This is a genomic window from Streptomyces sp. NBC_00620, assembly GCF_026341825.1.
Classification (GTDB): Bacteria; Actinomycetota; Actinomycetes; order Streptomycetales; family Streptomycetaceae; genus Streptomyces.
This window is the reverse complement of record NZ_JAPENY010000003.1, coordinates 715,735-729,256: the sequence shown is the minus strand read 5'-3', so window position 1 is coordinate 729,256 and position 13,522 is coordinate 715,735. Positions and strand designations below refer to the sequence as shown.

General features: G+C 71.2%; 12 protein-coding genes. 8 read left to right on the top strand and 4 right to left on the bottom strand.

Annotation, left to right across the window (positions count from 1 at the left end):
• Positions 1-14: 14 nt before the first annotated feature.
• Genes OG246_RS34600 through OG246_RS34570 form a run of 7 tightly spaced genes read left to right on the top strand, consistent with a single transcriptional unit; the run spans position 15 to position 6,142 of the window.
• On the top strand, positions 15-788 hold the full coding sequence (locus OG246_RS34600; protein ID WP_266472540.1) for an SDR family NAD(P)-dependent oxidoreductase: 774 nt from the start codon (positions 15-17) through the stop codon (positions 786-788).
• 34 nt (positions 789-822) lie between these two features.
• The gene (locus OG246_RS34595; RefSeq protein WP_266472537.1) at positions 823-1,614 is read left to right on the top strand and encodes a FadR/GntR family transcriptional regulator; all 792 of its coding nucleotides are present in this window, start codon (positions 823-825) and stop codon (positions 1,612-1,614) included.
• Positions 1,611-2,756, top strand: coding sequence for a galactonate dehydratase (gene dgoD / locus OG246_RS34590; RefSeq protein WP_266472534.1), 1,146 nt, complete (start codon positions 1,611-1,613; stop codon positions 2,754-2,756). Before OG246_RS34595 ends, dgoD begins: the two co-directional genes overlap by 4 nt.
• A complete protein-coding gene (locus tag OG246_RS34585; protein WP_266472532.1) occupies positions 2,753-3,571 on the top strand; it encodes a hypothetical protein in 819 nt (272 codons plus the stop codon). Before dgoD ends, OG246_RS34585 begins: the two co-directional genes overlap by 4 nt.
• A 29-nt stretch (positions 3,572-3,600) precedes the next feature.
• Positions 3,601-4,233 (top strand): bifunctional 4-hydroxy-2-oxoglutarate aldolase/2-dehydro-3-deoxy-phosphogluconate aldolase, encoded by a 633-nt coding sequence (locus tag OG246_RS34580; protein WP_266472529.1) that lies wholly within the window; start codon positions 3,601-3,603, stop codon positions 4,231-4,233.
• A 44-nt stretch (positions 4,234-4,277) separates the two neighbouring features.
• Positions 4,278-5,156 (top strand): SMP-30/gluconolactonase/LRE family protein, encoded by an 879-nt coding sequence (locus OG246_RS34575; protein WP_266472526.1) that lies wholly within the window; start codon positions 4,278-4,280, stop codon positions 5,154-5,156.
• The gene (locus tag OG246_RS34570; RefSeq protein ID WP_266472525.1) at positions 5,153-6,142 is read left to right on the top strand and encodes a sugar kinase; all 990 of its coding nucleotides are present in this window, start codon (positions 5,153-5,155) and stop codon (positions 6,140-6,142) included. Before OG246_RS34575 ends, OG246_RS34570 begins: the two co-directional genes overlap by 4 nt.
• Positions 6,143-6,264: 122 nt before the next feature.
• Here the strand turns inward: OG246_RS34570 and OG246_RS34565 are convergent, their stop codons facing one another.
• Complete coding sequence (locus OG246_RS34565) at positions 6,265-8,484, bottom strand: NADP-dependent isocitrate dehydrogenase (RefSeq protein WP_266472523.1); 2,220 nt, start codon at positions 8,482-8,484, stop codon at positions 6,265-6,267.
• A gap of 309 nt (positions 8,485-8,793) precedes the next feature.
• On the opposite strand from OG246_RS34565, the gene OG246_RS34560 reads away from it, so the two are divergent.
• A complete protein-coding gene (locus tag OG246_RS34560; RefSeq protein WP_266472520.1) occupies positions 8,794-10,344 on the top strand; it encodes a M1 family metallopeptidase in 1,551 nt (516 codons plus the stop codon).
• A gap of 42 nt (positions 10,345-10,386) precedes the next feature.
• On the opposite strand, the gene OG246_RS34555 is transcribed toward OG246_RS34560, so the two are convergent.
• The 3 genes from OG246_RS34555 to OG246_RS34545 all read right to left on the bottom strand — a co-directional run bounded on the left by OG246_RS34555 (position 10,387) and on the right by OG246_RS34545 (position 13,459).
• Positions 10,387-11,472, bottom strand: coding sequence for a mechanosensitive ion channel family protein (locus tag OG246_RS34555; RefSeq protein ID WP_266472516.1), 1,086 nt, complete (start codon positions 11,470-11,472; stop codon positions 10,387-10,389).
• 141 nt (positions 11,473-11,613) lie between these two features.
• Positions 11,614-12,408: a crotonase/enoyl-CoA hydratase family protein gene (locus OG246_RS34550; protein WP_266472513.1), complete on the bottom strand. Its 795-nt coding sequence runs from the start codon at positions 12,406-12,408 to the stop codon at positions 11,614-11,616.
• A gap of 64 nt (positions 12,409-12,472) precedes the next feature.
• The gene (locus tag OG246_RS34545; protein WP_266472510.1) at positions 12,473-13,459 is read right to left on the bottom strand and encodes a lysylphosphatidylglycerol synthase transmembrane domain-containing protein; all 987 of its coding nucleotides are present in this window, start codon (positions 13,457-13,459) and stop codon (positions 12,473-12,475) included.
• Positions 13,460-13,522 lie beyond the last annotated feature (63 nt).

Sequence of the window (13,522 nt, the reverse complement as noted above, 5' to 3'; positions counted from 1 at the left end):
AGCAGAACCCCACGATGGACCAGCCTGTACGACGGCACGGCGCCCGTTTCACCGGCCGCACGGCCGTGGTCACCGGAGCGGCCTCCGGCATCGGAGCCGCCACGGCCGTACGCCTCGCCGAGGAAGGAGCCGCCGTCGTGCTCGCCGACGTGTCCGAGGAGAGGGGCGAGGCCGTGGCGGAGCGGATCGGCAAGGACGGCGGGCGGGCCCGGTTCGTGGTCGCCGACGTCGCGGCCGAGGAGGACTGGGCCCGGGTCGTCGCCGCGGCGCACACCTACGGACCGGTGGACGTCCTCGTCAGCAACGCCTTCACCGTCGACGTCGCCCCCGCCCACGAGATGTCCCTCGCTTCGTGGCGGCGGCAGCTCGACGTCAACCTCACCGGCAGCTTCCTCGGCTTCCGGGCCGTGCTGCCCGATCTGCGGGACCGGCGGGGCGCGGTCGTCCTGACCTCGTCCGTCCACGCGCATAAGGGCATCCCCGGCCATCCCGCCTACGCCGCGTCCAAGGGCGCCCTGCTGTCCCTGTGCGGCCAACTCGCCGTCGAGTACGGGCCCGAGGTACGCGTCAACGCCGTCCTGCCGGGCCCGGTCCTGACCGCCGCCTGGGACAGGGTCCCGCCCGAGGACCGGGAACGCAGCATCGCCGAGACAGCGGTGCGCCGCTTCGGCTCCCCGGAGGAGGTGGCCGCGGCCATCGCGTTCCTCAGCGCCGACGAAGCCTCCTTCATCACCGGGACGAGCCTCGTCGTGGACGGCGGCTGGAGCGTCGTCAAGGCCTCCGCATGACCACGCTCCCTCAACAGCAGAAAGGCTGTACGACATGACGCCCTATGCCCGTCGCGGGGTGCACGGCCAGACCGTGGAACTCCTCGCCCGCCGCATCCTGGGCGGTGAGATCCCCGAGGGGGCCACGCTGGACCTGGTGGCGCTGCAGAGCGAGCTGGACGTGAGCCTGACCGCGCTGCGCGAGTCGCTCAAGGTGCTCGCCGCCAAGGGAATGGTCGACGCCCGCCAGAAGCGCGGCACCTTCGTACGCCCCCGCGCCGAGTGGAACCTGCTCGACGCCGACGTACTGCGCTGGCAGTTCGAGGGCGGCTCCACCACTGCCTCCGACCGGGCACTGCTGCACAACCTCGCCGAAGTACGCACCATCATCGAACCCGCCGCCGTCCGCCTGGCCGCCGAGCGCCGCACCGACGCGGACCTGGCGGCCCTGGACGGCGCCCTGGACGCGATGGGGGAGCGGGACGGCAACGCCGCCCACGCCGTCGAGGCCGACCTCGCCTTCCACCGTGCCCTGCTCGCCGCCACCCACAACGAACTCCTCGAACGCATGGAGATGGTGATCGAGTCCGGCCTGGCCCACCGCGACCGCATCGTGCACAGCTCCCCGCACAGCGAGGACCCGGTCCCGGCCCACCGTGCCGTCCTGGACGCCGTACGCGACCGGGACCCGGCGGCCGCCGAGGCCGCGATGCGTGCCCTCCTCGACCAGGCCGGCCGCGATCTGGACCGCGTCGGCGACTCCGACTCCGACTCCGAATCAGATTCCGGCTCGGTTTCCGATTCCGATTCCGATTCCGATTCCGTGGAAGGCTCCCGCTCCCAGTGAAGATCACCCGCATCGAGACCTTCCTGGTCCGGCCCCGCTGGCTGTTCTGCCGCGTCGAGACCGACGACGGCGTGGTCGGCTGGGGCGAACCGGTCGTCGAAGGGCGCGCCGAGGTCGTCCGTGCCGCCGTCGACGTCCTGGCCGAACACCTCGTCGGCCAGGACCCGTTGCGCATCCAGGACCACTGGCAGGTGCTGACCAAGGGCGGCTTCTACCGGGGCGGCCCGGTCCTCTCCAGCGCCGTCGCCGGCCTCGACCAGGCCCTGTGGGACATCGCCGGGAAGACGTACGGCGCTCCGGTGCACGCCCTCCTCGGCGGCCCGGTGCGCGACCGCGTCCGGGTCTACGCCTGGGTGGGCGGTGACGAACCCGCAGAACTGAGTGAGCAGATAGCCGCCCAGGTCGAGGCGGGTTTCACCGCGGTGAAGATGAACGCCGCCGGAGCCACGTCGCCGGTCCCCACCGCCGCCGAGACCGCCGCGATCGTCGCCCGCGTGGCCGCCGCCCGCGAGGCACTCGGCCCGGACCGCGATGTCGCCGTCGACTTCCACGGCCGCTTCACCGCCGCCGGCGCCCGCCGCGTCCTCGCCGAACTCGCCCCACTGCACCCGCTGTTCGTCGAGGAACCCGTCCTCCCGGAGCACGGCCATCTGCTGGCAGGGCTGGTCGCCGCGAGCCCCGTACCGCTCGCCACCGGTGAACGCCTCTACGGACGCGCCGAGTTCCTGCCCGTGCTCGCCGCAGGCGTGGCGGTCGCCCAGCCGGACCTGTCCCACGCCGGCGGCATCTCGGAGGTGCACCGAATCGCCTCGCTCGCCGAGACGTACGGCGCCCAGCTCGCCCCGCACTGCCCGCTCGGCCCGATCGCACTTGCGGCCAGCCTTCAAGTCGCCTTCGCCACCCCGAACTTCCTGATCCAGGAGCAGAGCCGCGGTATCCACTACAACAAGGACGCCGACCTGCTGTCCTACGTGGTCGACCCCGAGCCGTTCCGGTTCGTCGACGGTCATGCCTCCCGCAGCGACGCCCCTGGCCTCGGCATCACCGTCGACGAGGCTGCCGTACGCGCCGCCGACCGCACCGGGCATGCCTGGCGCAACCCGGTGTGGCGGCACCCCGACGGTTCGTTCGCGGAGTGGTGAGCGTGCCGCTGGACATCGTCACCGACCTTGCGCACGGCGGCCGTTGGACGTCTCTGCGTACGGCCGGCCGGGAATGGCTGTGGCGGCGCGAGGCACCCGAGCGGGAGGGCGTGTCGCCTGGCGATCCCTTCGTGGACGCGGGCGGCCTTGAGGAGTGCATCCCCACAGTCCGCGGCATCCCCGACCACGGCGACGCCTGGGCACGGCCCTGGACGAGAGAAGGGGACAGCGACGTCGTCCACTGTGACCGCTTCACCCTGGCCCGCAGGATCCACGCCACCACCGACGGAGCCGAGGCCGACTACGTGCTGACGGCCGACCCGGGCTTCCGCTTCGTGTGGGCCGCCCATGCCCTGCTCGACCTCTCCGACGGCGCGTCGGTGCACACCCGCGACGGAGCGAGTACGCGACTCTTTCCCGAAGCGGCCCCGTTGTTGGACCGGGCGTGGCCGAAGGGCGCCGCGTGGGTGGAGGGAAACTGGCCCGCGCCCTGCGGACTGCGCCTGGACCGGTTCGGGCCGGTCGACGGCACCGCGGTCGGAGCGGTCGTGGACGCTTCCGGCTGCTGTGTCCACGATCACCCGGACCGTCTGTCGCTGGCTCTCGAAGCCGACGGGCAGCCGATGTCCATCGCGCTGTGGCGCAACCTGGGCGGCTTCCCGGCCGTGCACCCCTACCGCAGTACGGGCGTCGAGCCGATGCTCGGCCGCGTCTTCGACCTTTCCGAGGCAGGCCCGGGTGACGCCGCCCGGGTACCCGCGTCCGGCGAGGTGCGGTGGCGGCTGACGCTGACCACGACCTGCCGCTGCCCCTGAACCGGCCCTGTGCGACAAGGAGTTCGTCCATGGATCTTCAAGCGGCCCTGGCCGCCCACCGTCTGGTCGCGATCGTGCGCGGAGACGACCCCGAGGCTGCGATACGTACCGTGCTGACCCTCGCCGACGAAGGCGTCGAGCTGATCGAGGTGTCCCTGAGCGGCAAGGACGCCCTGTCCGTCATCGAGCGGGCACGCGAAGCACTCGGCCCCGACCGGACCCTCGGCGCCGGCACCGTCCTGACCGCCGAGGACGCTCGTGCCGCCCAGCGTGCCGGGGCGGACTTCGTCGTCACTCCCGGGCTCGGGGACGGTATCGGCGCGGCGCATGAGCTCGGCCTGCCGGTGCTGGCCGGGGTGATGACCCCGACCGAAATCCTGGCCGCCCGTACCCTCGGGGCTGCCGGGCTGAAGATCTTCCCGGCCGCGGAGGCCGGAGGCCCCGCCTACCTCAAGGCCTTGCGCGGCCCGTTCCCGCACGAGCTGTTCGTGCCGGTCGGCGGTGTCGACGAGGCGGCCGCCCGGGCGTACTTGGCCGCCGGAGCAACCGCGGTCGGAGTCGGCTCGCCCCTGATCGGTGACGCTGCCGACGGCGGCAGCCTGACCGAGCTGCGGGACCGCGCACGCGCCTTCCTCACCGTCGTACAGGAGGGCGCGCCGTGACCGAAGCCGCATCGCATGCTGAAGACGCGAGAGACGCGAGAGACGTGAGAGCCGAAGCCCTCCGCCCCGACCGCCTGGAACTCGGGGAGGGCATCCGCTGGACGGAGCGCGGCCTCGTCCTCGTGGACATCCTCGCCGGCCGACTGCTGATCGCCCCCGACAACCCGACCGCCCCACTCAAGCAGCTGGCCCAACTACCCGTTCCCCTGGGCGCGGTGGCCCCCGTCGCCGGTGATCCCGGCACCTGGATCGCCGCTGCGGGCACCGGGATCTGCCTGCTCACCCCCAACGGATCGACGCGGTGGCTGGCACAGCCGGAAGCGGACGCCCCACGGCCCATGCGCATGAACGACGCGACCGCAGATCCGTACGGCCGCTTCTGGGCGGGCAGCATGGCCTACGACGCCCACGAAGGAGCCGGTTCCCTCTACCGGGTCGACCACGACGGCACGGTGACCCGTGTCCTCGACGGCATCACGGTGCCGAACGGGCCGGCGTTCACGGCCGACGGCGACACCATGTACCTGGCCGACAGCGCCCGAGGAGTCGTCCGGCGTTACCCGGTCGACCCGGCCACCGCCGACCTTGGGACCCCGGAGGTGTTCGTCACCGTCGACGAAGGCAGCCCCGACGGCATGGCGGTGGACGCCGAAGGCGCGGTGTGGGTCGCGGTGTGGGGCACGGGAACCGTACGCCGGTATCTGCCGGACGGCCGCCTCGACCGCACACTGCGGCTGCCCGCACTGCAGCCCGCCGGCGTATGTCTGCAAGAGGACCTCCTCCACATCACGACCGCCCATGTGGGACTCGCCGCGCCCGGCCCTTACGACGGCGCCGTGTTCACCGCCCGGGTCGACGTGCCGGGCGGGCCGGCGGACGCCTACCGTCGCCATGGCTCAACCTCGGCTCCGGAGGCGTCATGACGAGCGTCTGGCGGCCTGCCGAAGGACCCGTGGTGTGCATCGGGGAAACCATGGCCGCTCTGGCCCCCGCCCCGTCCCAGTCACTGGAGACGGCCGAAGACCTGCGTGTGTCGGTGGCCGGGGCGGAGTCGAACGTGGCGATGTACCTGGCGGACCTGGGCGTCCCCGTCTCCTGGCTCTCCGCACTCGGCGACGACGCGCTGGGGCGGCGGGTGCGCGCCGCGGTCGGTGCGGCCGGCGTCGACGTCAGCGGCGTGCGCTTCGACCAGGACCGGCCCACGGGCCTGCTCGTGAAGGACCCAGCCGGCACCCGTACCCGCGTCCACTACTACCGCGGCAACTCGGCGGCCTCGGCCCTGGGCCCCGAGGTACTGGACGACGACAAACTCAGGTCGGCGTCCGTCGTACATCTCACGGGCGTGACCGCGGCCTTGTCCCCGTCCTGCCGGATCCTGGTCGAAGAGGCGCTCGCCACCCCGCCGAGCGAGCGTTCCTACGCCATCAGTTTCGACGTCAACCACCGCCCTGCGCTGTGGCCGCCAGGGACGGCCGCCCCTGTACTCCGAGACCTGGCCGACCGCGCCGACATCACCTTCGTCGGCCTCGACGAGGCCCAGGAACTCTGGGACCCAGGCCTCCAACCGGCCGACGTACGGGAGCTGTTGCCTCACCCGCGTCTCCTCGTCGTCAAGGACGGCGGCCGTACGGCCTCTGCCTTCAGCGACGAAGGCGCCTGGACCGTGCCCGCTCTGCGCGCGGACGTGGTGGAGCCCGTCGGAGCGGGCGATGCCTTCGCCGCCGGATTCCTGACCGGCCTCCTGCGAGGCGGGGACATGCAGAGCGCGCTGCGGCTCGGACACATCACGGCCACGTCGGCACTGAAGGTGACGGGTGATCATGGTCCTTTGCCGCACAGGGCCCGGATCAAACGGCTCCTCGACCTCCCGGCGCAGGAGTGGGCGGCAGAAGGCTGCGGGCGCCCCTGACAACGGCCGTTGCAACACCCCTGATCGAGCCACGCACAGAACCGCCTGCAAACCGAACCGCCCCAGCCGGAAGATCCGGCCGGGGCGGCACAAGTCGCGGACCGGAGCCCGCGGACGACACGTCAGGCGAGAGTCGCGAGCGTCTCGTTCCAGGTCGCCGACGGGCGCATGATCTTGGCGGCCTTGGCGGGGTCGGGCTGGTAGTAGCCGCCGATGTCGGCGGGGGAGCCCTGGACCGCGTTCAGCTCGTCGACGATCGTCTGCTCCTGCGCGCTGAGCGTCTCGGCGATCGCGGCGAACGCCTTGGCGAGGTCCGAGTCGTCCGTCTGCTGCGCCAGCTCCTGCGCCCAGTACAGGGACAGGAAGAAGTGGCTGCCGCGGTTGTCGATGCCGCCGACGCGGCGGGTCGGCGACTTGTCCTCGTTGAGGAAGGTCGCCGTCGCACGGTCGAGGGTGTCGGCGAGGACCTGGGCGCGCGCGTTGCCCGTGGTCGTCGCGAGGTGCTCGAAGCTGGACGCCAGCGCGAGGAACTCGCCCAGGCTGTCCCAGCGCAGGTAGTTCTCCTTGACCAGCTGCTGCACGTGCTTCGGCGCGGAGCCGCCGGCGCCCGTCTCGAAGAGGCCGCCGCCCGCCATCAGCGGGACGATCGACAGCATCTTGGCGCTGGTGCCCAGCTCCAGGATCGGGAACAGGTCGGTCAGGTAGTCACGCAGTACGTTGCCGGTGACGGAGATCGTGTTCTCGCCGCGGCGGATGCGCTCCACGGAGAGCTTGGTCGCCTCCTCCGGGGACAGGATGCGGATGTCCAGGCCCTCGGTGTCGTGCTCCGGAAGGTACCGCTTGACCTTCTCGATGAGCACGGCGTCGTGCGCGCGGGTCTCGTCCAGCCAGAACACCGTCGGGTCGCCGGTGGCGCGGGCGCGGGTGACAGCCAGCTTCACCCAGTCCTTGATCGGGGCGTCCTTGGTCTGGCAGGCGCGGAAGATGTCGCCGGCCGAGACGGCCTGCTCCAGGACGACGTTCCCGGCCTCGTCGACGAGGCGGACCGTACCGGTGGTCGCGATCTCGAAGGTCTTGTCGTGGCTGCCGTACTCCTCGGCCTTCTGCGCCATCAGACCGACGTTCGGGACCGTGCCCATGGTCGACGGGTCGAAGGCGCCGTTGGCGCGGCAGTCGTCGAGGACGACCTGGTAGACGCCGGAGTAGCTGCTGTCCGGCAGGACAGCGAGGGTGTCCTGCTCCTGGCCGTCCGGGCCCCACATGTGGCCGGAGGTGCGGATCATCGCCGGCATCGACGCGTCGACGATCACGTCGGACGGCACGTGCAGGTTGGTGATGCCCTTGTCGGAGTCGACCATCGCAAGCTCCGGGCCCTCGGCGAGCTCGGCGTCGAAGGACGCCTTGATCTCGGCGGCCTCGGGCAGGGACTCCACGCCCTTGAAGATGCCGCCCAGACCGTCGTTCGGGGTCAGACCGGCGGCGGCGAAGGTCTCGCCGTACTTCGCGAACGTCTTCGGGAAGAAGGCGCGCACGACGTGACCGAAGATGATCGGGTCCGAGACCTTCATCATCGTGGCCTTGAGGTGCACCGAGAACAGCACGCCCTCGGCCTTGGCGCGGGCGATCTGCGCCGTGAGGAACTCGCGCAGCGGCGCGACGTGCAGGACGGACGCGTCCACGACCTCGTCCGCGAGCACGGGTACGGACTCGCGCAGCACGGTGGTGGAGCCGTCGTCGCCGGCCAGCTCGATACGGAGCGAGCCCGGCGCGGAGATCACCGCGGACTTCTCGGTGGAGCGGAAGTCGTCGACGCCCATGGTCGCGACGTTCGTCTTGGACTCGGACGACCACTTGCCCATGCGGTGCGGGTGGGTCTTCGCGTAGTTCTTGACCGACGCGGGGGCACGGCGGTCGGAGTTGCCCTCGCGCAGCACCGGGTTCACGGCACTGCCCTTGACCTTGTCGTAACGGGCGCGGATGTCGCGCTCCTCGTCCGACTTCGGGTCCTCCGGGTAGTCCGGAAGCGCGTAGCCCTGCCCCTGCAGCTCGACGACCGCGGCCTTCAGCTGGGGGACCGAGGCCGAGACGTTCGGCAGCTTGATGATGTTCGCACCGGGCGTCTTCGCCAGCTCACCGAGCTCCGCGAGCGCGTCCGGGATGCGCTGACCCTCCTCCAGGAACTCCGGGAAGAGGGCGATGATGCGCCCGGCCAGCGAGATGTCACGGGTCTCCACAGTGACACCCGCCTGCGAGGCGTACGCCTGGACCACCGGCAGGAACGAATATGTCGCCAGGGCCGGGGCCTCGTCAGTGTGCGTGTAAATGATGGTCGAGTCAGTCACCGGGTGCTCCGCTCCACGTCTGCAACATTGCTCGACATCAAGATATCTCGTGAGTGACCCCGGCTCGACAGGGGTCTGCCCCGGGCCGGGTGAACAGTGCCCTCAGACCGCGACCAATCGGACGGCCGAGGCACGAGTGAACACAGGAATGGCAAGTGAATGCAGGAAGTGGCGCGCCGGAGGCAACCACACTCCTCGATCTTGCGGTCAAGCAAGGAGATCGATTCTGCAGTCCCGCAAGAAGATCGTCCACCTGCTCCGACGGCAGGGCGCCTGCCCCGGCCCCGGCCGTCCCGACGAAAGCGAACCATGAGATATCGCACCAGAGTGACGGCCCCCGCTGCCGCCCTGCTCGGCACGGCCGCCGCGCTCACCGTGGGATCCCCGGCCCACGCGCAGACCCCGGCCTTACGGAGTGAGGGCACCCCGGGCGCGGAGACCCTCGGCGACCCGGTCTTCCCGGCCCTCGGCAACGACGGCTACCGCGTGACCGCGTACCACCTCGATTTCTCGTACGACGCGACGACCCAGCTCGTCGAGGCCACCGCGACCCTCACGCTCAGCACCACCCAGGCCCTCTCCCGCTTCTCGCTCGACTCACTCGGCCTGGACATCCACGCCGTGCGGGTCGGCGGGCGCCCGGCCACCTTCGAGCAGGTGGACGAGAAGCTGCGCGTCACGCCCGCCCGGACCCTGCCGGAGCAGGCCCGGGTCACCGTCTGCGTCGAGTACTCCGCCGACCCGCGCAAGACGCTCGCGCACACCGCCTGGGTCCCGACACCCGACGGATTCGCGGTGTGCCCCCAGCCGGACTCGGCGCACACCGTCTTCCCGTGCAACGACCACCCCTTGGACAAGGCGGCCTTCAGCTTCCGGATCACCGTCCCCGCCGGCCTGCGCGGCGTCGCGAGCGGCAGCCTGGTGCGCACGGAGAGCCTGGACGGCGACCGGACCGGGTACACGTACGTCTCCCGCTCCCCGATAGCCACCGAGCTGGTGCAGATCACGGTCGGCGACTACGTGGTGAAGGACCGGCAGGGCCCGAACGGGCTGCCGCTGCGTGACGTCGTCCCGACCGCGCGGGCCGCCGCCCTGGAACCCGCGCTCGCCCTGACCCCCGGCCTGGTCCAGTGGCTGGAGCAGCGGCTCGGCGCCTTCCCGTTCGAGACGTACGGCCTGCTGCCGTGCAACACGGACGCTGCGAACGCCTTCGACTTCACGGGCCTGGAGACGCAGACCCTCACGCTGTACAAGCCGAACTTCCTGCTCCAGGCGGAGAAGAGCATCGGCTCGCACATGATGCACGAGCTGGTCCACTCCTGGTTCGGCAACAGCGTCAGCCCCGCCACCTGGGCCGACCTGTGGCTGAACGAGGGCCACGCGGACTTCTACGGACTGCTGTACCGCTACGAGCGCGGCTGGACCGACTCGCTCGGCCTGACCACCATGGAAGCCCGCATGAAGGACACGTACGCCAGGGGCGACCTGTGGCGGAAGTCCTCCGGACCGGTCGCCGCCCCCAACGCGGCCAACCTCTTCGACAGCCAGCGCTACCTGGGCGGCGTACTCGTCCTGTACGCGCTGCGCGAGCTCGTCGGGGAGGACGTCTTCAGCCGCATCGAGCGCACCTTCCTGGAGCGCTACCGCGACTCCGCCGCGAGTACCGCGAACTACATCGCGGTCGCCTCCGAGGTCTCGGGGCAGGACCAGTCCGGCTTCCTGACGGACTGGCTGTACGGGACGAAGACGCCGCGGATGCCGAACCACCCCGACTGGACAGTCACCCCGGTGCCCTCGACCCTGGTCGCCCCCCGCAACCGCGAGCCCGGCCACTACCCCGACTCGTCCGCCACCCTGTGACGACTTGAGGCACGGAGCCGGGCGGGCTCGCTGCGCCCGGCTCTACACCCGTGTCGTGGAGTCCCGCTGCTGCGGGATGCCCGACTGGAGGACCTCCGCTCCACCCGGCTGCAGGGCCACCGTCCGCGCGGGCGACGGAATCCGGATGCCCTCGTCCCGGTAGCGCTTGTGCAGGCGCTTGATGAACTCGTGCTTGATCCGGTACTGGTCGCTGAACTCGCCCACGCCGAGGATCACGGTGAAGCTGATGCGGGAGTCGCCGAAGGTGTGGAAGCGGATGGCGGGTTCGTGGTCGGGGACGGCGCCGGCGATCTCCGTCATCACCTCGGCGATGACCTCGCTGGTCACGCGCTCGACGTGGTCGAGGTCGCTGTCGTAGCCGACGCCCACCTGGACGAGGAGCGTCATCTGCTGCTCGGGCCGGTTGAAGTTGGTCATGTTGGTGCCCGCGAGCTGGGCGTTGGGGATGATGACCAGGTTGTTGGAGAGCTGACGGACCGTGGTGTTGCGCCAGTTGATGTCGACGACGTAGCCCTCCTCACCGCTGCTGAGGCGGATGTAGTCGCCGGGCTGGATCGTCTTCGAGGCGAGGATGTGCACACCCGCGAAGAGGTTGGCGAGGGTGTCCTGGAGGGCCAGCGCGACCGCAAGACCGCCCACGCCCAGGGCTGTGAGCAGCGGGGCTATGGAGATGCCCAGCGTCTGCAGCATGACGAGGAAGCCCATCGCCAGCACCACGACCCGGGTGATGTTGACGAAGATGGTGGCCGAACCGGCGACACCCGACCGGGACTGGGCCAGCGACCGGACCAGGCCGGCGATGAACCGGGCCGCGGCGATCGTCGAGACCAGGATGAGGAGCACGGTCAGGGTCCGGTTGACGTTGTGCCCGACCGAGGCGTTCAGCGGAAGTACCGCGGCCGCCGACGCGATTCCCCCGGCAACGGCCGCCGCGGGTACGAGAGTTCGCAGCGCGGCGACGATGAGGTCGTCGCCGCTCCAGTTGGTGCGCAGCGCGTGCTTGCCGAGCCAGCGCAGCAACATGCGCGACAGGAACGCCGCGATGAGGCCCGCGACCACGGCGATGCCGGCGATCATCCAGTCGTCCAGGGTGAGAGTGCGGTTCATCGCCCGCCTCCCGTGCGTCCGAAGGGAAGGCCCGCGGGCCGGATGTGATGTGTCGTCACTTGCCACCTGCTCGAATCCGGGAATGCGCGATCATGCCCGGACTGGTGTTCGTCATCCGGGACGACCGCTCATCCTGCCGCATCAGCGGGCATGTCCGTCACCAGCAGTTGTGCGGGACGGACGAAACGAGCCGTGCCGCCCGTCCCCCGACGCGAACCGCGCGGCGCCCTCCAGGCTCTCGGTCAGCACGCCCATCCCGTGCCGGAGTTCGCCGCGCATCGCGGCGGTCTCGACCAGGCCTTCCTGGTCGAGGACGGAGGCGCGGTCGCTACGAAGGCAGGCCTGTGGGAAGTCGGCGATGTCGGCGGCCAGTTCCTCGGCCGCGGCGCGGGCGCGGCCGGTCGGCACGAGGCGGTTGGCGAGGCCCATCTCGTACGCCTCGGGGGCGGGCACCGGACGGCCGGTGAGGATCATGTCCATCGCGCGGCTGGCGCCGATGAGCCGGGGGAGCCGCACCGTGCCGCCGTCGATGAGCGGTACGCCCCAGCGGCGGCAGAACACCCCGAAGACGGCGTCCTCCTCGGCGACCCGCAGATCGCACCAGAGCGCCAGCTCCAGACCCCCGGCCACCGCATGCCCGGCGACCGCCGCGATCACCGGCTTGGACAGCCGCAGCCGGGTGGGCCCCATCGGCCCGTCGCCGTCCTCGGCCACCCGGTTGCCGTGCTCGGTACCGATCGCCTTGAGGTCCGCACCCGCACAGAACGTGCCGCCCTCGCCCCACAGCACCGCCACCCTGGCCGACGCATCGGCCTCGAACTCCCGGAAGGCATCGGCGAGTTCGACGGCCGTGGGCCCGTCCACGGCGTTGCGGGCCCCGGGACGGGAGAGGACGACCGTGGTGACGTAACCCTGACGCTCGATCCGGACCGGCATCGCTGACCCCTTCACCCGGGCTGCTTTATGCCGAGGCTATCCCCGGGTGCGCACATGCGCGTGCTCAGATCACCTTCAGACGGACCAGCGCCCCCAGCGTCAGCGCCCCGGGCAGCAACGGCAGCCACACCGTGATGATCCGGTACGCCAGTACCACCGCCGTCGCCACGGCCACCGGGCCGCCCGCCGCGACCAGCGCGATGATCAGCGCGGCTTCCACCGAGCCGATGCCGCCCGGTGTCGGTACCAGCGCGACCGCGACCGTCGCCGCGAGGTAGGCGACCACCATGTACGCGGGTGGCACCGGCAGGCCCAACGCCATTCCCACCGCGACCAGGCCGGCCGCCTGCAGTGTGGGGAAGGCGAGCGAACCGCCCCACAGGGCGAGCGCGCGCATCGGGCGGGTGTGCACGGAACGGGCCTCGCCGAGGGCCGTGCGCAGGAAGGAGAAGACGGCCGTACGCAGCCGCCGTACCAGGAGGAGGGCCAGCGCCGCGACGGCCAGCACCGCGCCGATGCCGAGCAGCAAGGGCCCGACCGCCCCGTCCGGAAGGAGACTTCCGATCCGCAGCGCGCCGGGGAAGGCGATCAGCAGGCCCGTCAGGAGGGTCAGGCGGGCGATCGACTCCGCGAGCAGGTACAGCGCGAGCGCGGCCGACGAGCGGGCGAGCGGGACGCCGCACACCGTCATGAACCGGAGATTGACCGCGCTCGCGCCCAGACCTGTCGGGAACAGGTGATTGGCGGCGCCCGCCGCGAACTGCGTGGCCAGCAGTCGGCGTACGGGCAGCCGCTCCATCACCGCGCCCTGGCGTGTGAAGGCGGCCGCGACCCAGGTCCCGCAGGTCGCGGCGGCCGCGGCCACCAGCCAGGGCCACTGGGCCGTCGCCAGATGATGGAAACCCTCCGCGAGCACGGACCAGTGCCGCACGGCGACCACGATCACCAGGGCGAGCGGGAGCAGGCAGAGGACCGGCCGGACGGCCGATCGGAGGGCCGACCGGAAGGCGAGGCGGCGGGGGAGCGCCTGGGGGAGTCGTACGGCTATCACATTGGGAGAGGTTTTCCACTTCGCACCAACGGGGGGTTGCGGGAGCGGAGACGGCGGCTGACG